General features: G+C 63.6%; 18 protein-coding genes and 1 pseudogene. 12 read left to right on the top strand and 7 right to left on the bottom strand.

Annotated elements, in window-relative coordinates; all coding sequences use genetic code 11:
* Positions 1-376: 376 nt before the first annotated feature.
* The 3 genes from IHE30_RS12240 to IHE30_RS12230 all read right to left on the bottom strand — a co-directional run bounded on the left by IHE30_RS12240 (position 377) and on the right by IHE30_RS12230 (position 3,171).
* The gene (locus tag IHE30_RS12240; RefSeq protein WP_337690949.1) at positions 377-562 is read right to left on the bottom strand and encodes a hypothetical protein; all 186 of its coding nucleotides are present in this window, start codon (positions 560-562) and stop codon (positions 377-379) included.
* Between the two features lie 163 nt (positions 563-725).
* Entirely contained in the window at positions 726-2,372 is a 1,647-nt protein-coding gene (locus tag IHE30_RS12235) for a DEAD/DEAH box helicase (protein WP_443193666.1), read from the bottom strand.
* 529 nt (positions 2,373-2,901) lie between these two features.
* Positions 2,902-3,171 carry an acyl-CoA-binding protein gene (locus tag IHE30_RS12230; protein WP_337690946.1) on the bottom strand — a complete coding sequence of 90 codons (270 nt, stop codon included), beginning with the start codon at positions 3,169-3,171 and terminating at the stop codon, positions 2,902-2,904.
* Between the two features lie 125 nt (positions 3,172-3,296).
* On the opposite strand from IHE30_RS12230, the gene tsaB reads away from it, so the two are divergent.
* The 4 genes from tsaB to IHE30_RS12210 are packed head-to-tail and all read left to right on the top strand — an operon-like array spanning position 3,297 to position 7,099.
* A complete protein-coding gene (tsaB, locus tag IHE30_RS12225; RefSeq protein WP_337690945.1) occupies positions 3,297-4,049 on the top strand; it encodes a tRNA (adenosine(37)-N6)-threonylcarbamoyltransferase complex dimerization subunit type 1 TsaB in 753 nt (250 codons plus the stop codon).
* Positions 4,046-4,618 carry a ribosomal protein S18-alanine N-acetyltransferase gene (rimI, locus tag IHE30_RS12220; RefSeq protein WP_337690943.1) on the top strand — a complete coding sequence of 191 codons (573 nt, stop codon included), beginning with the start codon at positions 4,046-4,048 and terminating at the stop codon, positions 4,616-4,618. Before tsaB ends, rimI begins: the two co-directional genes overlap by 4 nt.
* A complete protein-coding gene (locus tag IHE30_RS12215) occupies positions 4,605-5,957 on the top strand; it encodes a uracil-DNA glycosylase family protein (RefSeq protein ID WP_337690941.1) in 1,353 nt (450 codons plus the stop codon). Before rimI ends, IHE30_RS12215 begins: the two co-directional genes overlap by 14 nt.
* Positions 5,912-7,099, top strand: coding sequence for a DUF1853 family protein (locus IHE30_RS12210; RefSeq protein WP_337690938.1), 1,188 nt, complete (start codon positions 5,912-5,914; stop codon positions 7,097-7,099). The genes IHE30_RS12215 and IHE30_RS12210 overlap by 46 nt, the downstream gene beginning before the upstream one ends.
* A gap of 195 nt (positions 7,100-7,294) precedes the next feature.
* On the opposite strand, the gene thiD is transcribed toward IHE30_RS12210, so the two are convergent.
* Positions 7,295-8,101, bottom strand: coding sequence for a bifunctional hydroxymethylpyrimidine kinase/phosphomethylpyrimidine kinase (gene thiD, locus IHE30_RS12205; protein WP_337690937.1), 807 nt, complete (start codon positions 8,099-8,101; stop codon positions 7,295-7,297).
* 67 nt (positions 8,102-8,168) lie between these two features.
* On the bottom strand, positions 8,169-9,473 hold the full coding sequence (gene lplT / locus IHE30_RS12200; RefSeq protein WP_337690935.1) for a lysophospholipid transporter LplT: 1,305 nt from the start codon (positions 9,471-9,473) through the stop codon (positions 8,169-8,171).
* A gap of 201 nt (positions 9,474-9,674) precedes the next feature.
* Here lplT and alr point away from each other — a divergent pair, with 201 nt between their 5' ends.
* From alr to IHE30_RS12180, 4 genes and pseudogenes are all read left to right on the top strand, one after another.
* Complete coding sequence (gene alr / locus IHE30_RS12195) at positions 9,675-10,745, top strand: alanine racemase (protein ID WP_337690934.1); 1,071 nt, start codon at positions 9,675-9,677, stop codon at positions 10,743-10,745.
* A 15-nt stretch (positions 10,746-10,760) separates the two neighbouring features.
* Complete coding sequence (gene radA / locus IHE30_RS12190; RefSeq protein ID WP_337690932.1) at positions 10,761-12,146, top strand: DNA repair protein RadA; 1,386 nt, start codon at positions 10,761-10,763, stop codon at positions 12,144-12,146.
* A gap of 159 nt (positions 12,147-12,305) precedes the next feature.
* Positions 12,306-12,524 (top strand): annotated as a pseudogene (locus IHE30_RS12185) (hypothetical protein); the annotation flags it as partial.
* Positions 12,511-12,963 carry a zinc ribbon domain-containing protein gene (locus IHE30_RS12180; RefSeq protein ID WP_443193661.1) on the top strand — a complete coding sequence of 151 codons (453 nt, stop codon included), beginning with the start codon at positions 12,511-12,513 and terminating at the stop codon, positions 12,961-12,963. The pseudogene IHE30_RS12185 and the gene IHE30_RS12180, both read left to right, overlap by 14 nt.
* Here IHE30_RS12180 and IHE30_RS12175 read toward each other — a convergent pair.
* Positions 12,886-13,161, bottom strand: coding sequence for an oxidative damage protection protein (locus IHE30_RS12175; protein WP_237574730.1), 276 nt, complete (start codon positions 13,159-13,161; stop codon positions 12,886-12,888). The two genes, IHE30_RS12180 and IHE30_RS12175, sit on opposite strands and share 78 nt — an antisense overlap.
* 62 nt (positions 13,162-13,223) lie before the next feature.
* Positions 13,224-14,579 carry an amino-acid N-acetyltransferase gene (argA, locus tag IHE30_RS12170; protein ID WP_443193665.1) on the bottom strand — a complete coding sequence of 452 codons (1,356 nt, stop codon included), beginning with the start codon at positions 14,577-14,579 and terminating at the stop codon, positions 13,224-13,226.
* A 76-nt stretch (positions 14,580-14,655) separates the two neighbouring features.
* On the opposite strand from argA, the gene hrpA reads away from it, so the two are divergent.
* The 4 genes from hrpA (at position 14,656) to IHE30_RS12150 (ending at position 22,783) form a co-directional block, all read left to right on the top strand.
* Positions 14,656-18,825, top strand: a complete 4,170-nt coding sequence (gene hrpA / locus IHE30_RS12165; RefSeq protein ID WP_337690925.1) for an ATP-dependent RNA helicase HrpA — start codon at positions 14,656-14,658, stop codon at positions 18,823-18,825.
* Positions 18,826-19,112: 287 nt separating this feature from the next.
* A complete protein-coding gene (locus IHE30_RS12160; protein ID WP_337690924.1) occupies positions 19,113-19,961 on the top strand; it encodes an EI24 domain-containing protein in 849 nt (282 codons plus the stop codon).
* Between the two features lie 34 nt (positions 19,962-19,995).
* Positions 19,996-20,796: a competence/damage-inducible protein A gene (locus IHE30_RS12155; RefSeq protein ID WP_337690922.1), complete on the top strand. Its 801-nt coding sequence runs from the start codon at positions 19,996-19,998 to the stop codon at positions 20,794-20,796.
* 235 nt (positions 20,797-21,031) lie between these two features.
* Complete coding sequence (locus IHE30_RS12150) at positions 21,032-22,783, top strand: sensor histidine kinase (RefSeq protein WP_337690921.1); 1,752 nt, start codon at positions 21,032-21,034, stop codon at positions 22,781-22,783.
* Positions 22,784-23,075 lie beyond the last annotated feature (292 nt).

The raw sequence follows: 23,075 nt of genomic DNA, 5'->3' as shown, positions 1-23,075 counted from the left end.
ATTGGCTGCGCTAGGATTCGGCAACATACAGGTATGCCTAGCGTCACAGCGCGCCGATCGGAAGTTTCACGGAATGGATGCCGTTACTCGTGGCCGGCGACAATTGGCCGGCGTGCGTGTTGAACTGCGCCGACGGCAGGGTCAGCGTGGACATCGCAAGCTTGACGGCGGTGCTTCGTGATAGAAATACAAGGATCTCGACTCACTGTGTCGGAGGATGCCATTGTCGAATGGACTTATGTCGATACGTAGCCTGTTTCACCGATGTGGGGCGACTTTTGTAGAAGTGTTTTACAGTCACGCAACGCGCAACTGTAAAGGCGTTTTCCAGCGACGCGGCGGTCGTTCATGGACACGTCGCTGGCCTCTATTAGCGTTAGTCGACGGCGGCGTTCACGCTTGGAGCGGCTTGCTGAGAAACGTACCGGTTAAATTCGTCAGTCAAGCTGTTGTAGGCTGCCTTTTGCTCGTCAGTCATCGAATCAAATTTATTTTTATCAAAAGCGCCAGAAATTTCTTTCAAATCCACAGTGCCAGAAGCACGTGGGAGCTCGACACTCATTGCTAACCTCCAACAAAGTAGGGGGCCAAAAGGCCCTAGTGGTGTGTTGGTGCGCACCCCGCGTCCGGCAAGCTTTGGCTAAGTACGGCGCAAAAAAATGGCGCCGCAGGGCGCCATTGTCTCGAAGCGTCGGGCCATCGTCGGCCCGCTCGCGCCAGAACGGTCAGTCGTCGTAGCGTGACGTACGGCGATTGTCATCTCGACGACGCGCCGGCCCGCGCGAATCCGCAAAGCCGCCCCGGCCACGGTCATTGCTGGTGCGGGCGTCACTGAACCCGCCGCGGTAGCCAGCATCGCGGCCGCCGCCTTCGCGGCTACCGCCACCGGCGCTGTGCCGCGCGTTGCCGTAACCGTTGCCCGTTCCTCGTCCTTGATAGCCGCCGGCACTCCGCCCTTGGCCGCGCGGCGGCGCGCCGCGACGTGCCGGTGCACGCGTGGACGGCGCCCGCTTGGGCTCGAATCCAGCGATCACGTTGACAGGCAGCGGCGTGCGCACGAATCGCTCGATTCGCTTTAGGGTGCCGACTTCAGCATGGTGCACGAGACTGACGGCGATGCCGCTGCGCCCCGCACGTCCGGTCCGGCCGATCCGGTGCACGTAGTCTTCCGCGAATTTGGGCAAATCGTAGTTGAACACATGTGTGATGCCGGGTATGTCGATGCCACGCGCGGCGACATCGGTCGCGACCAACACGCGCACGCGTCGTTCACGCAAGGCGCGGATTGTCCGGTTGCGCGCGCCTTGCGGCAGATCGCCATGCAATGCGGCGGAGGCGAAGCCGTCCTCGGCCAGTCTGGCGGCGATCACGTCCGCGTCGTTCTTTGTCGCGGTGAACACAATCGCCTGATCAAGCGCGCCGTCAGCCAGGAGATGCGTCAGCAGCCGATCCTTATGGGCACGGTCGTCGACGTAGTGGATGGACTGTGCAATGTTCGCGCGCGACTCTGGCTCACGACGGATTTCGATCCGTTCGGCGTCGCTGAGAAAGCGCTGGGCCAGCGATCCCACTTTGCCGTCGAGCGTTGCCGAGAACAGCAGCGTTTGCCGTGTGGCCGGGGTGCGGTCGATGATGGCCTCGATGTCTTCGATGAACCCCATGTCGAGCATCCGATCGGCTTCGTCGAGCACCAGCATTTGTAACTGGGACAGATCGATGCGGCCGCGCTCGAGATGATCGATCAGCCGGCCGGGGGTGGCCACCAGGATTTCGGGGTTTTTCGCCAGCAGCATCAATTGCTGGCCATAGGCGACGCCACCCAGAATGCTGACCGTGCGCAGCCGCCGCAGGTGCTTGCCATAGGTGGTTGCCGCGGTGGTCACCTGCATTGCGAGTTCGCGTGTCGGCGTCAGTACCAGCAGCGCCGGTTTGGCGACAGGCTGTTCGCGGCGATGACGGCGCTCGCCTCGGTCACCGCGCTGGGCCTGATGCGCGGGCTGGTTCGCGCGCTGGCCAAGCGTGCCAGCTTTTTGCATCTGCGCGAAGCGCTCGATCGCGGGCAGCATGAATGCCGCGGTCTTGCCTGAGCCGGTCGGGCTCGAGACCAGCAAATCGCGACCGGCAAGTGCTGCCGGTATCGCGCGCTGCTGGACTGGCGTCGGCGCCTGATAGCCGGCGGCGTTCAGCGCGGAGACAATCTCCGGCGACAGGCCGAGCGCGATAAAGCCGCTGCCGTGGGGCGTGTCGCTGTTCGCCGTGTCGACAGTCTGTGCAGCGTCAACGGCCGCGCTTGCTGCGGGGCCGGACTGCACGGCTATCGACGTGGCCATCGTATCGGGCGCAGACGGGGTGGCTACTGCGTGCGCCGCCATGGCGGGGGCGGCTTCAGCAGCCGGTGTGGGCACCGCCGGCGCGTCGCCGTGCGACGCGGGGGCATCGCTGCCGAAAAGTTCACGCGCCAGCGCGCCGAGTGACGAGGGGGAGTTCGAGGTCATGACGATCCTATGAGTTTCGCGCCTGCGGCGCGAACCGGTCCGGAAAAATGCGAGAGGCGCCAATCGGCAGCCACGATCGTCGGATGCGATGAACGATATTCGTTCACCAGATCGAAAAACGGGCATGGCTCGTGAAATGCGAGCCGATGTTAGAACCTGTAACGGTGCGAACCGCCCAACGCGGAAACGCGAACCTTGCTTGGTCTACAACCGCACCCAAAAGTGGGCAAAGGTGGGAGGGGACAGTTTCTAAACGGGGATTGGAGCACAACGCTGCAAAAACGCGCGACCCGGCCAAATATATCGTTCACCGGCGCGCGAAGCGTTAATTCTATCTGAATTTGCTGCGCCGTGCCACTTGCTGCGAGCAAGATCGCGCTGCGCCCACCGATGCGGGCGCGCAGCATCACGACGCGGTGCCGTTCTTCAACGATTCGACCAACTCGGCGTATTGGTGCTTGGCGGTGTCCTGGGACATACCTTTCAATGCGGCCCAGGCGTCGTACTTGTACTGGCCGACGATATCGGCTAAGCCGGGCTTATTGCCGTGCACGTCGCCTTCGGTGGCTTGCTTGAACAGCGCGTACAAGCGCAGCAACGTCAGGTTGCCGAGGCGTTCCGGCAATTGTTTGACTTCGTCCTGCGCCCGCGCGAAACGCGCGTCAATCTCGCTCATCGTGACCCTCCTCGGCTCTGGCCATCCATCCTAAACTGCTGAGTGTAGTCGGAACGTGCCGCCATGCGCTGGAGCAAGTCCTCCAAACAGCAGCGTTGAGGCGGGCGGGCATTACAATAGCGGTTATGACGCCCCATGCCTTGCTTGCCCTCGATACGTCGACCGAATTTTGCTCGGTCGCGGTGTTCCACCTGCCGCATGCTGCCGGCTCGCCGCGCGTGATTAGCCGCCATGAGCACACTGGCCCAGCTTCCAGCGTACGCGTGCTGCCCGCGGTACGCGAAGTGCTAGAGGAAGCGGCACTCACGCTGGCCGATTGCGCCGCGGTGGCATTTGGCGCGGGACCCGGCTCGTTCACCGGCTTGCGCACGGCGGCTGGCGTGGCGCAGGGTCTGGCATTCGGGCTCGGGGTGCCGGTGGTGCCGGTCAGCACGTTGCTTGCCTGCGCGGAACGCGCGCGCGCATCGGATCCGGATGCACGACGGGTGCTCGTGGCGCTCGACGCCCGAATGGGCGAGGTTTATTGGGCGGACTTTGCGTGGGACGACATGCTCGCCGACTGGCGGGTGTGCCATCCCGCCGCGCTCGCCGCGCCCGCCCACGTGTCGGTGCCGGATGAGCCGTTTACGTTAGCCGGCAATGCATCCGCTGTGTTCGGCGACGCGCTGTGTGTTGCGACGAGGGCGCGCGTGCTCGACCCGTGCGCGATGCCCCATGCCCACGCGCTGGCGCTGGTCGGCTGGCGTGCGTTCATGGCGGGCCGCTCGCTGCCTGCGCACCTGGCCATGCCCGAGTACGTGCGTGACAAGGTCGCGCAGACTACCGACGAGCGCGCGGCGGCCCGTGCGTTGAAAGATCCGGCGAAGGAGGCCCGATGAGCGGCGTATTGATGACTGAGCGCTATCTGACGCCGATGACCGAAAGCGATCTCGACGAGGTCGCGGCGGTCGAGCGCGACGCGTACGAGTTTCCCTGGACGCGAGGCAATTTCGAGGACTCGTTGCGCAATGGCTACTTCGGCGTCTGCCTGCGGCATGTCACCGGCGTGTTGGTTGGTTATTGCGTGCTGATGCCAGTCGTGGACGAGATGCACTTATTGAACCTGTGCGTGGCGCCTACCGCGCAAGGCCACGGCGCTGGCTTGACGTTGCTGCGCGAAGCGGTGCGCATCACGCGTGCGCGCCAGCTTCGCAGCGTGCTGCTCGAGGTGCGTCCGTCCAATCAGCGTGCCATGCGGCTGTACGAGCGCTTTGGCTTCATCGTGATCGGCCGGCGCAAGCATTACTATCCCGCGCGACACCGCACGCGCGAGGACGCAGTCGTGATGCGTTACGGCTTGCACGCCGAGGTGCCGGTCGCGCCATCACACGAACAGCCGATGCCTGGCGCGCGGCGCGCGGGCGCCCCGCTGGAAGCGGAATGGGAGCAGGCCGATGGCGCAGCTTGACGTGATTCTGGAAGAACTCGGCATTGCGCCGTTGTGGGTTCGCCTCGGCGCGGATCATGCTTATCGTCCTGGTGACGCCGAGGGCGATGCGCTGTCTCCGGCTCGGGACGTCATGCGCGAGGCTGGCATCGTGCTGCCGTCACAGGTGCTCCGAGCGACGGGGGGGACTGCGCAGGCTTGCGACGCGCAAGAGAGTGCAGCGCATGCACCCGCTCAAGCAAGCCACACGCCGGTTGAGGCCGCGCGGTCACGAGTTGACGCGACCAGGGCGGAGGGCGGTGCAACCGGGGCAGCGGGTGAAGGAGCCAAGGCGGCTGAGAGAGTCAAGGCGACCGAAGAAGTCGATGCGCCCGAAGAAGCCAAGGCGGCTGAGGGAGTCGATGCGTCCGGAGAAGCCAAGGCGGCCGAGGGAGTCGATGCGTCCGGAGGAGCCAAGGCGGCCAAAGGAGTCGATGCGTCCGGAGAAGCCAAGGCGGCCGAAGGAGTCGATGCGTCCGGAGGAGCCAAGGTGGCCGAAGGAGTCGATGTGCCCGAAGGAGCCAAGGCGACGGAAGGAGTTAAGGCGGTTGAGGAAATCAATGCGTCTAAGGGGAATGGGATGGCGGTAGAAGTGCCGAATGCGCGGCAGGCGTCGGCCGTGCCGGTCAGTCCGGCCGAGACCGCACCGACTGGACCGGGCGATGCTCGCCCATTGCAGGCCGAGCCAATGGGTGGACAGGGTGAAGCTGCCGCATCGGCGCTCGAGGCCGCGGCAGACGGGCAACCGGTGCCGATGTTGGACTGGGAAGCATTGAAGGCGCGCGTCGCGGGCTGTACGCTGTGCCGGCTGTGCGAGCGACGCACGAATACGGTGTTCGGCGTCGGCGACGAGACGGCCGACTGGATGCTGGTCGGCGAAGCACCAGGCGAGAACGAGGACAAGCAAGGCGAGCCATTCGTCGGCCAGGCCGGCAAGCTATTGGACAACATGTTGCGTGCATTGCAGATGCGTCGCGGCGATAACGTCTATATCGCGAACGTGCTGAAATGCCGGCCGCCAGGCAATCGCAATCCGCAGCCGGACGAAGTGATGCGCTGCGAGCCCTATCTGAAGCGGCAAGTGGCGCTGGTCAAGCCGAACGTGATCGTCGCGCTCGGACGGTTCGCCGCGCAGAGCTTGCTGAAGACCGAGGCGAGCATTGCTTCGTTGCGGGGGCGTGTGCACGAGTATGAAGGCGTACCAGTAATCGTCACGTATCACCCGGCGTATCTGTTGCGCAGCCTGCACGACAAGCACAAGGCCTGGAGCGACCTATGCCTGGCTCGCGCGATTCATCGCAAGCGCACCGTGGCACATTGAGCCATCATGATCGCGACGCCGGTGCGGTTGCCAACGAAGGTGGCGGCACGCGGCAGTCGGATGGCCCAGCTGCATGCGCGGCTGCCGCGCGAGCAGGCGCGGATCACCGGATGCCTGCCCATGCCAGCCGGTCCTGCGCTGATCTGCTAGATGCGTATCGTGACGTTGCAGTGCGTGATCTGGCGTGGCTGCTGTTGTCGCCCTCGTTGCTTGACGCGCGATATTTCGGCCCGCGGTTGGCACACGTGCTGGCGCAGCCGCGGCAGCGCCAGCAAGCGCTCGCATGGTTGGCGCGGCTCGACGCCGATCCGCGTGCGTTGCATGTGGCTCTGGAGGCCCGGCCGCAGTCGCGTCTTGGCTTATATGCGGAGCAGTTGCTCAGCTTCTTCCTGCAACACGGCCCTGCCACGCGGTTGATCGCCGCGAACCGGCCCGTGCGGGCCGATGGCCACACACTGGGGGAGTGCGACTTTCTGTTCGAGGATGACGGCGCAAGGGCATGGCATTGGGAGCTGACGGTCAAGTGCTATCTCGACGTGGGGGGGCCGCCCGGTTCGCTGGCACGCTATGTGGGGCCAAATTTGGCCGATCGCTTCGATCGTAAGCTGACCCGGTTGCTGACCCACCAGTTGACGCTGAGCCAGCATCCACAAATCGCGGCGTTGGCCACCGATGGCCATTGGCAGGCGGCCATGATCGTGCGCGGCTGGCTGTTCCGTCGCTGGGATCCGAGCGACGTCGGCGATTCGAACCATGTCAGCGTGAATTACACGCCGCGCGGCGATGTCGCGCCGGGACCCATCGCGCTGGATCACTTACGGGGCTGGTGGACATGCGCCGCGCAATGGCCCGTATTCGATGCGCCTGCCTGGACGATCGTGCCACGCTTGAGCTGGATGGCGCCGCTGCGGCTGTCCGCCGACGACCCGCGTGTGTATCGTGACTCGACCGCTGTGCTGGTGCGCTGCATTGACTATTGGCGCGATCGGCCGGATCAGCCATTAATGGTGGCAGCGCTGGACGACGTGCGCGTCAGCCAGGGCGTCGGCAACCCGGCTGACGCATTGTGTGAGTTGACGCGTGGATTCATCGTGCCCGATGACTGGCCCAAACGCGCGGCTGCGTACGCGACGATTCCGTGACCTCGCGATTGCCTCGGCGTGGCAGTCCTGCGCGACGTCCCTGTACATGTCCTTCTATGACGTCTTTGTATGGCGTCCCAGTATGGCATCCCGATATGGCATCCCGATATGGCATCCCGGGCGTGGCGGCATCGCTCGCGGCACAAGGGATGCCGCGAGCGATGCCGCCACGCCCGCTGTCACCTGTGAGAACGGCTACCACCATGCATGACAGTGATGCAGTGGTCCGGTGCCTTGCCCGACCGAAAGCCGTGTACTTTGGATCAATGCCTGGGTCAGATAGGTCTTTGCATCGCTGACGGCGTTGGCCAAGTCCAGTCGCTGCGGGCGCAGCGCGGCAATCGCGGCGGACAAGGTGCAGCCGGTGCCGTGCGTGCTGGTCACGTTTACGCGAGCGCCAGCCAGGCGGGTATGGCGGCTTGCCTCGATCAGCCAGTCTGGACTGAATTCGCCTGGCAAGTGACCGCCCTTGATCAGCACCGCGCGGGCACCCAGTGCGTGTAGTGCATCGCCTTGACGTGCCATTTGCGCTTCGTCGGCGGCGACGGGTTGGTCGAGCAGCGCCGCCGCTTCATGCAGATTCGGCGTGATGATGCTGGCCAATGGCAGCAATCGCTCGCGCAGCGCGCCAAGTGCATCGGGCTCGAGCAACGGGCAGCCGCTGGACGACAGGATCACGGTATCGAGCACCACGTGCGCGGGCCGGTACCGCTCTAGTGCGGCGGCCACCGTGTGAACGATCGCCGCGTTCGCCAGCATGCCGATCTTGACCGCGTCGATGCGCAAATCGTTGAATACCGCGTCCAGTTGCGCAGCGACGACGTCGGCCGACACTGGATGAACCGCGGTGACGCCCCGCGTGTTTTGCACGGTCAACGCAGTAATCGCCGTGGCGCCGTATGCGCCTAGCGCCGAAAAGGTCTTGAGGTCAGCCTGGATGCCGGCGCCGCCGCTTGGATCGGACCCGGCAATCGTCAGCACGTTCGGAATCATATGCTCCATGGCAAAAAGCGCACGAAAAACCACTCAAACAGTCATCCATGTCGCGCCGCGGCCATCGCCGCACGCGTCAATGCCGTTGCTCGCCAATCAACGCGATTGAATCGAACGCGCGCTGATTCGCCGCGTGCCGGCGCATCACGCACCACATCGTTAGGCACACAAAGGTGCCGAACAGCACGATCACCAACTGGATCGGCACGTTGAACCAGATAAGCACAGCGTATAGGCACAACATCACAAGCACCGACAGATTCTCGTTGAAGTTCTGTACCGCGATTGAATGGCCGGCGGACAGGAGCACATGCCCGCGGTGCTGCAGCAGCGCATTCATCGGAACGACGAAAAAGCCCGACAAGCCGCCGACCACTATGAGGAAAGCATACGCGCATATTAGGTAGGCGGGCACCCGGATGGGGCCAATGTGCCATGCCCAGTCGGATGGAAACAGCTCCCGAGTATAGAGTGACATCGTCATGACCAACAGGCCCATCACGATACCGACGGGCAGCACCGTCAGCGAGCGCTTGAGCGGCACGCGCGTGGCCGCGAGCATCGCGCCGCCGGCCACGCCGACCGCGACCACAGCCTGCAGCACGGCACTTTCGGATAGCGTCATGCCGAGCGATACCTCGGCCCATTTGAGCACGATGAACTGCAACGTAGCGCCGGCGCCCCAGAACAATGTGGTGACCGCCAGCGAGATCTGGCCGAGCTTGTCGTGCCACAGCGCGCCGAAGCACTCGGCAAAGTCACGGATTAGCCGGATTGGCCGGTGCTGCTGTTTGGGATAGCGTGCGCCGGTGTCCGGTATCCACAGATTGAACACCGCAGCCAGTGCGTACACGGACATGATCACCACAATCGCCGATTCTGCCGCGGTGTGGGCGAACGACAAGTGCCGCAGCAACGGTTGCGCGATGTGCGGACTGATCAGCGCGCCCCCCATCACGGTGCCCAGGATGATCGATGCGACGGTCGTCCCCTCGATCCAGCCGTTGGCGACTACCAGGCGCTCTGGCGGCAGTAGCTCGGTCAAGATACCGTACTTAGCTGGCGAGTACGCGGCCGCGCCGAATCCGACGATGCCGTAGGCTAGCAGCGGATGCGCGTCGGTCAACATTGTCACGCAGCCTACCATCTTGATGGTATTGGTGATGAACATGACGCGGCCTTTCGGCTGCGAGTCTGCAAATGCGCCAACAAAGGCGGCAAGTACAACGTAAGACAGCACGAAAAACAGCTTCAGCAGCGGCGTCATCCAATTCGGCGCGTGAAGGTCTTTTAGGAGGGCTATCGCAGCGATCAGAAGCGCACTGTCGGCGAGCGAAGAAAAAAACTGCGCCGCCATGATGGTGTAAAAACCTTTCTTCATCTGATGCTGAGCTTGATTCCTCTGTCGGCAGCCGCTGTCGGGCTAACCCGTAGCATGAGCCGCTCGAAATGGGTTGTGTGCACGGCTTTATAACACGAAAATACGCAGGTTCAGACTAGCGCTCGCCTCAACGATGCGGATCGCGTCGGCGATCGTGCACTTAAATCGTTGATTCGCCGCGATTATTAAATCACTCAATCTATGCCTCGCCCGCTCCTTGCCACGATTCATACCGCAGCACTTGCCAACAATCTTGCCGTTGCCCGCCGCCATGCCCCGAAGTCCAAGCTTTGGGCCGTTGTCAAGGCCAATGCCTACGGGCATGGCTTGGCGCGCGTATTCCCCGGTCTGCGTTCGACCGACGGCTTCGGGTTGCTTGACCTCGAAGAAGCAGTCAAGTTGCGTGAATTGGGCTGGGCGGGGCCCATTTTGCTGTTGGAGGGTTTTTTTCGTCCGACCGACATCGATGTGATCGACCGCTACAGCCTGACGACCACCGTGCATTGCGACGAACAGTTGCGGATGCTGGAAATGGCGCGTCTGTCCAAGCCGGTCAATATCCAGTTGAAGATGAACAGCGGCATGAACCGGCTTGGCTATGTGGCTAGCAAATATCGCGCCGCCTGGGAGCGCGCGCGTGCGTGCCCCAGCGTCGGCCAGATTACGCTGATGACCCATTTTTCAGATGCGGATGGCGAAACAGGTGTCCGACACCAATTAGAAATGTTTGAGCATGGCGCCGAGGGCATTGCTGGCTCGCGCAGCCTGTCGAACTCGGCGGCGACGCTATGGCATCCGCGTGCACATTTCGACTGGGTGCGTCCCGGCATCATACTGTATGGCGCGTCGCCTTCTGGTGTCTCGGCCGCGATTGCGGGCCTCGGCCTGCAGCCGGCGATGACGCTAAGCTCGGAGTTGATCGCGGTGCAGACGGTCGAGCCAGGGGACAGCGTCGGCTACGGCTTCACTTTCAAGGCGCGCGAGCGCATGCGTATCGGCGTTGTGGCGTGCGGCTACGCGGACGGCTATCCTCGTTGCGCGCCTGAGGGCACGCCGATCCAGGTAGAGGGTGTTCGCACGCGGGTTATCGGTCGAGTGTCAATGGATATGTTGACCGTGGATCTATCCTCGTGCCCGAGCGCGGCTATCGGCAGCCCGGTGCAACTGTGGGGGGCCGACGTGCTGATTGACGATGTCGCGGCAGCGTGCGGCACGGTTGGCTACGAATTGATGTGCGCAGTCGCGCAGCGCGTGTCGGTGCGCGCAGAATAACGGGGAGCAGGTTGCGTGACAAAAACAAAGACCGTTTACGTCTGCAATGACTGCGGCGCGCAGTCGCCAAAGTGGCAGGGCCAGTGTCCATCGTGCCATAACTGGAACACCCTGGTCGAGTCGGTCGAGTCAACCGCTGCGCCGAACCGTCGCTACCAGGCACTTGCCAAGAGCCAGCCAGTGCGCAAGCTCGCCGAGATCGAGGCGTCGGACGTGCCGCGCTACTCGACGGGCATCGGTGAGTTCGATCGTGTGCTCGGCGGCGGCCTGGTCGCCGGTGGCGTCGTGCTGATCGGCGGTGACCCTGGCATCGGCAAATCGACGTTGCTGCTGCAAGCGCTCGCCGAGATCACGCGCGAGCGGCGTGCGCTGTATATCAGCGGCGAGGAGTCCGGCGCGCAGATCGCGTTGCGCGCACAGCGGCTCGGCTTGCTCGACGCGCACGCCAGCCGGGCCGGCGAGTTGCAGCTGTTGGCAGAGATCCAACTCGAGAAGCTGCAAGCCACGATTGACGCCGTCAAGCCGAGCATTGCCGTCATCGATTCGATTCAGACCATCTACTCGGATGCGCTGAGTTCAGCGCCTGGCTCCGTCGCGCAAGTGCGTGAGTGCGCGGCGCAACTGACGCGGATTGCCAAGCAATCCGGCGTGACGATCATCATGGTCGGCCACGTGACGAAGGAGGGCGCGCTTGCCGGGCCCCGGGTGCTCGAGCACATCGTCGATACGGTGCTGTATTTCGAAGGCGATACTCATTCATCGTTCCGGCTAGTGCGGGCGTTCAAGAACCGCTTCGGCGCAGTCAACGAACTCGGCGTGTTCGCGATGACCGAGCGTGGGCTGCGCGGCGTGGCCAATCCGTCGGCGTTGTTCTTGTCGCAGCACGAGCATACGGTTGCTGGCTCGTGCGTGCTGGTGACGCAAGAAGGGTCGCGGCCGTTGCTGGTGGAGGTGCAAGCGCTGGTCGATACGGCGCAGGTGCCGAACCCGCGCCGACTCGCGGTCGGCCTCGAGCAAAACCGCTTAGCAATGTTGCTCGCGGTGCTGCACCGGCACGCCGGCATCGCGTGCTTCGATCAGGACGTCTTCCTGAACGCGGTGGGCGGTGTGAAGATCGCCGAGCCGGCCGCGGATCTGGCCGTGCTGCTCGCAATTCATTCATCGATGCGCAATAAGCCGTTGCCTAAGGGACTGATCGTGTTCGGCGAAGTCGGGTTGGCCGGTGAAATCCGGCCATGCCCGCGTGGCCAGGAGCGCTTGAAGGAGGCCGCCAAGCTTGGCTTTTCGATTGCATTGATTCCGAAGGCCAATGCGCCGAAGCAGCCAATCGACGGATTGCAGGTGATCGCCGTCGAGCGCATCGAACAGGCGATTGACCGTGTCCGGACGCTGCAGCAGTAGGCGGGCGCAATAGCTTTCCTCGAGCGCACCGCCTATCCGCGCGCCAAATGCGAGAACTGATGCGGGCGTTCAACAAGGCGCTCATCGAATGCGCGATGGGTGCGGCAATAAATTTGCATCTGGGGTCTGCGTTTAAGTGCGTGCGCGTTGACTCACTCTTCGTCCACCCGACCGACCACGTATGACGACCTGCCGTCCGAACTGATTGCCCGGATCGGTGACTATGTACCCATTCAAGACGTGACGCCGTTCGCCACGGTCGATCGCCGCACGTATCATGTGATGCAAACTAGGCGTGTGGTTCACCGCTATTGGCAGCGGGCAAACCAGGCCGTCAGCTTGGCGTCAGTCAACCAGCTGCTAGATGAAATGGGGGGGGGGGGGGCGCGTTGAGCAATCCAGCGCAGTATGCCGGACTGAACAAGTTCATCTTCGACCAAGGTTGATTCGAGTTTCGTTGCCAGCTGGCCAACAAGCTGGCGTGGGCCGGCGGCTATCTGATCGCCGTGCCGCCCAGAACACGAGCCGCACGTGCCCGGCCTGCAGGCATGTGTCGGCGGACAACCGCCAGAGGCAAGCTCAGTTTCGGTGCGTGGCGTGCGGTTTCGAGGAAAACGCCGATCTAGTCGGCGCGATCAACCTACTCAGGGTGGGACACGCCCGTTGCGCCTGTGAAGTGAACGGTGAGGTCATGCCGCCAGCAGCAGGAACCCCTCGAAGCGACTCATTCCCACGCCACTTAGTTGTTCATCGGCGGCACGTAACCGGAGGCGACGTCGGCCCCTTCGCCGAAAAAGAATTTTTCCGTCTGCTTTAATAGGTACTGACGCGCGCGCGGATCCGCCATGTTCAGGCGGTTTTCGTTGATCAGCATCGTCTGCTGCTTGAGCCATGCCTGCCATGCTTCCTTCGAGATGCTTTCGAAGATGCGCTTGCCAAGCTCGCCCGGCAACGGCGGAAAATCCAATCCTTCCGCCTCCTTGCCGAGTTTTGCGCAGTGAACCATTCGAGCCATCAGACTTCTCCTTTAATATCGGGGTGGGGCGGGGCGCCGACGTGCGGAGTCCCCGCGCGTGCTTAGAGCTGCTTGATCAGTACCAGCGACTTGCGCTGCCAGTTATACAGGCGGCGTCGGTCCTCGGGCAGGTCGTTGACCGATGCCTTCACGAAGCCGCGTTTTAGGAACCAATGTTCGGTACGGGTTGTCAGCACGAAAATCCGCGTCAGGCCGCGGGCCCGGGCGCGTTGCTCAACGCGCTTGAGCAGGCGCTCGCCGTCGCCGGTGCCTTGCGCCTCCGGTGCCACGGTCAGGCACGCCATCTCGCCGATCCGCTCTTGCGGGTACGGGTACAGCGCCGCGCAACCGAATAACACGCCATCGTGTTCGATCACTGAAAAGTGGTCGATGTCGCGCTCGATCTGGTGGCGGCCGCGCCGCACCAGCGTGCCGTCCGTCTCGAGCGGCTCGATGAGTTGCAGAATGCTGCCGACATCGTCCGGCACGGCCTCGCGCAGGCTTTCCAGATTCTCGTACGAGATCATGGTGCCGACCCCATCGTGCAGGAACAGCTCCAGCAGGATACTGCCGTCCAGCGCGTACGGGATGATGTGCGAGCGCGGCACGCCGCCGCGGCACGCGCGGATCGCATGCTTCAGGTAGAAGTCCGCATCCGCGCGGTCCAACTCACCCGTATGGGCCTCGTAGATTCTTTGTGCGTCGTCCAGCGACAGCTCACGGGTCAGCTCGCCGTCGCCGTCGATCACGCCGGGTGTCTCGGTGATGAAGATCAGCTTATCGGCCCGTAGCGCGATGGCCGCGGACGACGCGACATCCTCCATCGACAGATTGAACGCCTCGCCGGTCGGCGAAAATCCGAGCGGCGACAGCAGCACGATCTTGTTGCTTTCCAGCGAATGTCGAATCGATTCGGCATCGATCTTGCGCACCACGCCAGTATGTTGGAAATCGACGCCTTCGAGTATCCCGACCGGCCTCGCGGTGACAAAATTGCCGGACACGACGCTGATATGCGCGTGCGCCATCGGCGTATTCGGCAAACCCTGGCTGATCGCTGCCTCGATGTCTAGCCGCACTTCGCCGGACGCTTCTTTGGCCGCCTCCAGCGCGCGCGCATCGGTGATCCGCATGCCGCCCGCAAACAACGACTCAACCTGATGCAGGTTCAACTGTTCTTCGACCTGTGGGCGGGAACCGTGCACCAGTACGATCTGAATGCCCATCGCATGCAACAACGCGACATCCTGCACCAGTGCATTGAGCGCGCCCGCCTGCACCAACTCGCCGCCGAACGCGACGACGAACATCCGGTTGCGAAACGCATGGATGTACGGTGCGACCGATCGCAGCCATTCGACGAATTGAGCGTGATTCGTGGTGTATTCGATGGCGGCGCTCGTCTGGCCGCCGGCCACGGCGAGGTCGCTGGCCCCCGTGTCGCGGCGGGCAAGATCGTTTTGTGCAGTCATGGCCGGATTATAATGCGCCCCCATGTCCAATGTAGCCAAAAACCGCGCGGCTGATGCTTCGCCGGCCGATCGCGCCGACCCCGCGCACCACCGCACGCCGCTTGCTGCGCGTCGCGCCGAGGCGCGGCGTGCGCCCCCGACGCCCAACCCGGTGCCCCCTGTCACGTTCCCGCCGGCGCTGCCCGTCAGCGGCCGGCGCGACGAGATCGCTGCTGCGATTGCACACCATCAAGTGGTGATCGTCAGCGGCGAAACCGGATCAGGCAAGACCACGCAGCTGCCCAAGATCTGCCTGGCGCTTGGACGTGGGCTGGGCGCGGGCGGCACCGGCCTGATCGGCCATACGCAACCGCGCCGTATTGCGGCATCGGCGACAGCGCGACGCATTGCCGAGGAACTGGGTACGCCGTTCGGCGACGTGGTGGGCTACAAGGTTCGTTTCACCGACAACCTGTCGCCGGGTGCCTCGGTCAAGTTGATGACCGACGGCATCCTGCTCGCGGAGACGCAGACCGATCCGCTGCTGCGCGCCTACGATACGATCATCATCGACGAGGCGCACGAGCGCAGCCTGAACATCGATTTTTTGCTCGGCTATTTGAAGCAGATCCTGCCGCGGCGTGCTGACCTGAGGCTGATCGTCACGTCGGCCACGATCGATGCGCAGCGCTTTGCGCGCCACTTCGGCAGCGACGAACAGCCCGCGCCCGTCATCGAAGTCAGCGGACGGTTGTATCCGGTCGAGATCCGCTATCGGCCGGTCGTTGGCGACGACGGCCGCGCTACGCTCGCACGGCGCGGCGCGGCGCCCGGGGCCGGTTCGATTAGCTCGTCGGGTTCTCCACCAGGTGCCGTGGGTAGTGTTACCGCCGCGCGTCAGGCAGAGCGCGACTTGCATGACGCGATTGTCGACGCGGTGGACGAACTGTGTCGCGAAGGCCCGGGCGACGTCCTGGTTTTCCTGCCGGGCGAGCGGGAGATCCGCGACGCCGCCGAGGCGCTGCGCAAGCACCATCCGCCTCATACTGAAATCCTGCCGCTGTTTGCCCGGCTGTCAGCCGCCGAGCAGGAGCGGGTGTTCCGGCCCGGCAATGCGCGCCGCATCGTGCTCGCCACCAACGTCGCGGAGACATCGCTGACGGTGCCCGGCATCCGCTATGTCGTCGACACCGGCTTGGCGCGGGTCAAGCGCTATTCCTACCGGAACAAGGTCGAACAATTGCAGATTGAGCCGGTGTCGCAAGCCGCCGCCAATCAACGGGCTGGCCGGTGTGGCCGGGTGGCCGACGGCGTCTGCATTCGGCTCTATGACGAGTGTGACTTCCAGGCTCGCCCGCGCTTTACTGATCCGGAGATCCTACGCGCGTCGCTGGCGTCGGTGATCCTGCGGATGAAGTCGTTGCACTTGGCCGAAATCGACGCGTTTCCGTTCGTCGAGCCACCGCCGGGCCGGGCCATTGCCGATGGCTATCAATTGCTCGCCGAGCTTGGCGCGGTTGACGACGACAATGCGTTGACGCCGATCGGTCGCGAGCTGGCGCGCCTACCGCTGGATCCGCGCGTGGCCCGGATGATTGTCGCGGCGCGCGAGCAGCACGCGTTGCGCGAAATGCTGATCATTGCCAGCGCGCTGTCCGTGCAGGATCCGCGCGAGCGTCCGCTGGACGCGCAGGAGCAGGCCGACCAGGCGCATCGCCGCTTTGCCGACGAGCGCTCGGAGTTCATCACGTGGCTGAAGATTTGGGCGTGGTTCGACGAAGCCGTTGCGCACAAGAAATCGAACCGGCAACTGGCCGAAGCGTGCCGCGCGCAGTTCCTCTCGCCTCTGCGGCTGCGCGAGTGGCGTGACGTGCATTCGCAGTTGTTGACCGTGGTGCGCGAGCACGGCTGGCGGCTGAACGAGTCCGAGGCGACGTTCGAGCAGATCCATCAGGCGCTGTTGGCGGGGTTGCTCGGAAACATCGGTCTGAAGGCCGACGACGATCCGCATTACTTGGGCGCACGGGGCATTCGTTTCTTCGTATGGCCGGGATCGACGCTCGCGAAAAAGGCCGGCCGCTGGGTGATGGCTGCGGAGTTGATCGAGACCACCCGGCTTTACGCGCGCACCGTCGCCCGCATCGAGCCGGAATGGATCGAGCGTGTCGGCGGCCATCTGATCAAGCGCTCGGTTGCTGAGCCGCATTGGGAGAAGAAGGCCGCGCAGGTGGTGGCGTTCGAGCGCGGCACGTTGTATGGGTTGCCCATCTATCAGCGCCGGCGCATCGCGTTTGGCGCGCAGGATCCAGCGCGTGCGCGGGAATTGTTCATTCGTAGCGCGCTGGTCGAGGGCGAATTCGACACCCGTCTGCCGTTCTTTGCGCACAATCGGCGGCTGGTCGCGCAAATTGAGCAGCTCGAGCACAAGTCGCGGCGCCAGGACGTGCTGGTCGATGATGAGTTGATCTACGCGTACTACGATGCGGCGGTGCCCGCACAGATCCATACCGGCGCGGCTCTCGAGCGCTGGTATCGCGACGAGGCGCGGCGGCGGGGTAGCGACGGCGACAAGCTGCTATTTCTGTCGCGCGAAGACTTGATGCGGCACGAAGCGGCCGGCGTGACGACGGATCTGTTTCCAAAGCGGCTGGCGATGGCCGGCATCGACATGGCGCTGAGCTACCATTTCGAGCCGGGTGCGGCGCGTGATGGCGTCACGCTGACCGTGCCGCTGTACGCGCTGAACCAAGTCGATGCGCGTCGCACCGAATGGCTGGTGCTTGGCATGTTGAAGGACAAGGTGCAATCGCTGCTCAAATCACTACCGCAAAAGCTGCGCCGACATTGCGTGCCGCTGCCCGAGTATGCGGCCGGTTTTGTCGAGCGCGTGCATTTCGCCGGGCAATCGTTGATTGATGCGCTGATCGCCGACCTGCGCGAGCACAAGCAAGTGATGGTTAAGTCGACTGACTTCAAGCTCGAGACGCTGCCGGCCCACCTATTTATGAACTTCAAGGTGGTCGATGAGCACGGGCGGCAACTCGCGATGGCGCGCAATCTCGCGCAGTTGCGCGGCGAGTTCGGTGCACAGGCGCAGCAACAGTTCCAGCGCATCGTCTCGGTCGCGGCCGGCGCGGTAGGGGCCGATGGGCGGCAACCGTCTGGGCATGCGCGGGCGGTTGCGGCAAGCGCCGGTTCGCCGAGCCGGACGGCGGGCAACACGGCGGGCAAGGGGCCGGCATCGGGTGCGCCGCGCGTGGCCAATCAGCTGTCGGCCGGCCCGGCGCGAAACGGGCTCGCGAATGCCGGTGGGCCGGCGCGCGCCGAAGCACCGGATACGGCGCGGCTGGCCGGTACCGCGCTGTATGAGAGTCTGACGACGTGGAATTTTGGCTCGCTGCCCGAGTTGCTTGAGATCCAGCGTGGCGGCCAGACGCTGTTCGGCTATCCGGCCCTGGTCGATCGCGGTGGGCACTGCGACGTCGAAGTTTTCGATTCGCCCGTGCAGGCCGAGCACCTCCATCGCGCCGGTCTGCGCCGTCTGTTCGCACTGCAGTTGCGCGAGCCGATCCGCTATCTGGCGAAAAACCTGCCAGGACTGCGCGAAATGTCAATGCAGTACATGGCGCTCGGCACGCAGGAGGAACTGCGCGACCAATTGATCGAGGCCGCGCTGGATCGTGCCTGCCTGCAGTCGCCGTTGCCGCACGACGATGCCAGCTTCGCCGCCCGGCGCGACGAAGGCCGGGCGAGGCTCTCGCTGCTCGCCCAGGAACTCGCCCGGCTGACCGGTCAGATCCTCGCTGAGTACGCGGCGCTCGTGAAGAAGCTAGCGCAGGCCAAAGGCTTTGGCGCGGCCCACGCGGATATGCAGCAGCAGTTGGCCGCGCTGATAACCCGCCGCTTCGTAATGGATACGCCTTACGCCCAGCTTGCGCATTTCCCGCGTTACTTGAAGGGCATGTCGTTGCGCATCGATAAGCTCAAGGTGGACCCGGCGCGCGACCAGCGGCTTGCGGCCGAGTTCGCGCCGCTCATGCAGTCATACCAGCGCGCACTGTCGCAGCGTGGCGGCGCAGCCGATGCACGGCTCGTGGAGTTCCGCTGGCTCCTCGAGGAGTTGCGCATCTCACTGTTTGCGCAGGAATTGCGTACGCCGATGCCGGTGTCTGCCAAGCGACTGCACAAGGTATGGGAATCGATGCAGCGATGACGTGCGACATGCCGGCGCGTTGGCCCCCCTGCGTGATTCGTTCCGAGCCCTCGGCAAAGACCGTACAATAGACGCAGTTTTCCCGTCTGGTTGCCCATGCCCGATTCCAATCGTTTTGCGCAAGCCCGCCGTTCTGTGCGAGCCCGCCGCGTGGCCGGCTCGCTTGCCGCCGCGCTCGTGTGTGGCGCGCCGCGCCGAGTCCTCCGAGGCGCTGGATCCCGCCTCATGAGCCCGACGCCGCATACCGCGCGCATCGCGCCGCCGTGGCCGGCGCCCCGTCATCGCCCATGAACGCGTTGTTCGGTTCGTTTGGTCGCGCGCTGCTGGGCATGCTTCATCCGCGGATGCTGTGGTTGACCGCGGTGCCGTTTCTGCTGGCCGCGCTGGGCTGGGGGGTGGTGCTGTGGTTCGGTTGGGAAGGATGGGTCAGCGCGGCGCACGGTTGGCTGTCACACTGGGGCTGGACCGCGTCGCTCAATTCACTGTTCGCGAGGATCGGCTTCGGCCACGTGCAAATGGTGCTCGCGCCGCTCGTCGTTGTCGCGATCGCTATGCCATTGATCGTGTTGACCGTTTTGCTGATGATTGCCGCGATATCGATGCCGGCGGTGATCCGCCATCTCGGTGCGCGCCAATTCACTGATTTGGAGCCTCGGCACGGCGGCACACTGCTTGGCAGCCTGCTCCACTCGATCGTGGCTACGTGCATCTGCGTGGTGCTGCTCATCGTCACCGTCCCGTTGTGGCTCGTGCCACCGCTGTTCGCCGTGATCCCGCCACTGCTGTGGGGCTGGCTCACCTATCGCGTCATGACCTACGATGCGCTGGCATGGCATGCGAGCTTGGATGAGCGGCGCATGATCTTTCGCCTGCACCGCATGCCGCTGCTCGCGATCGGCGTGATGTGCGGGATGCTCGGCGCGGTCCCGACGCTGCTGTGGGCATCCTCCGTATTAATGATCGTGTTGTTCCCATTCGTCGCGATCGTATCGATCTGGCTGTACGTGTGCATCTTCGTGTTCTCCGCGCTATGGTTCGCCCATTATTGCCTGCGCGCGCTGCGGCAATTACGCGCGCGACACCCCCATGGGGCCGACCGGCAAGCAACGCAAGCGCGCCCGCCGGGATCGGCGTAAGCTGCCTGCCGTCTGAAACGATCAAGGGGATCCCATGGGGTTCGGCATCATCATCATTGGCGACGAAATCCTGTCCGGACGGCGTGCTGACAAGCATCTGCCGAAGACCATCGAGTTGCTTCGCACACGGGGGCTGGCGCTCGCGTGGGCCGAGTACGTCGGCGACGAGCGCAGACGAATCACTGCTACCCTTAAGCGCACCTTTGCCTCAGATGACATCGTCTTTGTGACCGGCGGCATTGGCGCGACGCCGGACGATCATACACGGCAGTGTGCGGCGGCCGCGCTCGGCGTGCCGCTGGAGCTGCACCCACAGGCCCGGCAGCTGATCGCCGAGCGGATCAGCGAAACCGCGCCGACCGGCCAGGCGGACCTGGATGCGCCGGATAACGTGCATCGCTTCAATATGGGCGTGTTCCCGCAGGGTGCCAGCATTATTCCGAACAGCTATAACAAGATTCCCGGCTTTTCGGTGCGCCATCATTATTTCATGCCAGGGTTTCCTGTCATGGCATGGCCCATGATGGAATGGGTACTCGACACCCATTATGCCCATTTGCATCACGGCACGCCGCATGACGAGCGCTCATTGCTGGTGTTCGAGTTGCCTGAGTCGGCACTGACGCCGCTGATGGAGCGTATCGAACGCGATTTTGCCGGCGTACGTGTCTTCAGCTTGCCCAGCGTTGGCGATGCTGAGCGTGGCGGGATCTATGCGCGGCGGCATATCGATTTGGGCATTAAGGGCGACCCGGAGGCAGTCGCTGCCGCGTATGGGGTGCTACGTGAAGGCGTGCATGCACTTGGAGGAGAAATATTCGAGTCGAAAATCTGATTGTTGAGCACAATATTGAAATAATCATGCTTAACGATGTGTCCCTTATATCTGAATTGATGAAGGTCATTTGCCATAGCATAGGCTTTTGTCATTTAGGCTGAACGACGCGATAATGGCTCCGCGGCCGATCCGGCGACACGCCGCGCCGCCGCGTGCCTGTCATGCAGCGTTTCGCACGTGTGTCGGATCGGGCATTGCTGTGCGCATTGTTTCGCCAACGCCAGAACGCTGTATGAGATTGATCACCAAAGGGCTGCTACTAATTGCGATTCCGAGCCTCGTCGAGCTTGGTTTATTGGTCGGCGTGATGCGTACCCAGGCTGAGGCCCTGGAAGCGGAGCAATGGGCAGTGCGGAGCAAGGAAGTGCTGAGTCAGGCCACTGCCGTGCTCGACCCAGTGCTAGTCGATGCCGTGCGCATGCGCGGCGCCGTGATCGACGGATACGGACAGGTATGGACGCCGCCTAGCCAATGGGGTGAGATCGACCGTCGCATCAACCGGTTGATCGAGCTGGTTGCCGACAATCCATTGCAGGTTGAGCGCGCAGTGCAGATCCGGCAAAGCGCACAGGCGTACCGGCAGTGGAGTGAGCGTTCGCAGGAGTTGCTGCGGCACGGTCAGCAAGCGGGGGTCGTGGCCCGTTTTCGCGAGTTCAATGGCCACGATATCGTCGATTACTTCCGTGCGCAGGTCGCCGCGTTGCAACAAGAAGAGATGCGGCTAGACAGCGTCCGCACCGAACGTATCGCCGAGGCGCGCCGCATGCAGCAGGTGCTGCTCGTGTCGGCCGTGATCGCGTCGATCATCACCGGCGCCATCGCGGTCTATGTGTTCACGTCGAGCGTGCGACGGCGGCTGCGCAGGCTTGCGGACAACACCAAGCAACTTGCAAACAATGCGCCGCTTGCACCGATGCTCGAGGGCGACGATGAAATCGCCGAGTTGGACCTCGCGCTGCACCAAACGAGCCGACGCCTGCTTGAAGCGGATCGCATCGAGTCGCGCTATCGGTCCGACCTCGCGCATCAGGCCGAGGAACTTGGCACGATGAACGAGCATTTGCGCGAGCGTACGCAAGAAAACGAAATGTTCATCTACAGCGTGTCGCATGACTTGCGCGCGCCGCTGGTCAACCTGCAGGGATTTTCTCAGGAACTGAGCTTGGCGTGCGATTCGGTGCGCGAGATACTGGCGCGCAGCACGCTGACCGACACACAACGTCGCCGGCTGTCGCGGATCGTCGACGACGATATTGCCGAGGCGTTGCGCTTTCTGCAAACAGCGGTGATGCGTTCGGCCAGTATCATTGACGCGTTGCTGCGGCTCTCGCGCGCGGGGCGGGTTGAATACCGACCGCAACAAGTTGATGTGCAGGCGGTGGTGTCCCGCGTGGTGGATGCCATGCGCGACTCGATCAAGAGCCGGGGCGTGACCGTGAAGACGCATTCGTTGCCGTCGGCATGGGGCGATCCGACCGCAGTCGAGCAAGTCTTCGCGAACTTGGTTTCCAATGCGGTCAATTATCTTGATCCGCGCCGTCCTGGCGAGATCGAGATCGGTACGCGTCCGAACCCAGTCGGCGTGCACTCGTTACGCATTTACTACGTGCGCGACAACGGATATGGCATTCCCGCGTCGGCACTGCCCAAATTGTTTACCGCGTTCCAGCGCCTGCACGGTGGCGCAGTCAAGGGCGAGGGTATTGGACTGGCGCTCGTGCGTCGCGTTGTTGAGCGACACGGTGGCAACGTATGGGCCGAGTCCAGTGAAGGCATCGGCTCGACGTTCTACTTGTCGTTGCCCGAATCCAGGAGTGCCCACGAAGCGTTGCGTGCGGCAACACTGAGCGCGCTAGCCCGCGTCAACGCGGGGCCCAGGGCTGCACGGCCCGGCCGTCAGCGCCCAGGCAGCGGGCTGGAGCCCGGCGCCGGCACTTCAGTTCAGGATCGTCCGTCGCCTACTCACTCGACGTTCTCTGTATGACGCCTGCTTCTCATCGAATCGATTCGTCACCCGGAGCATTGGGCGCGGATGGCCCGCCGGCTGCCTGTGCACTGATTATCGATGACGACGAGGGTCTGCTCAGCCTGGCTCGCCGGCGCGCTTGCCCGCGCCGGATTTGATGTGGTGACGTTGACGGGCACGCAGGCCGCGCGCGCGTGGCTGGACGGCCGGGCCAGGAGCGGTGGCCCGACGTGCTGGTCGTGGACTATGTGCTGGGTACCGCCGAGACGGGGCTCGACTTCCTGCGCTCGTTACGCATGCAGGGCACGAT

The sequence above is a fragment of the Mycetohabitans sp. B46 genome (genome assembly GCF_037389205.1).
Taxonomy (GTDB): domain Bacteria; phylum Pseudomonadota; class Gammaproteobacteria; order Burkholderiales; family Burkholderiaceae; genus Mycetohabitans.
This window is presented reverse-complemented; position numbering and strand designations above follow the sequence as displayed.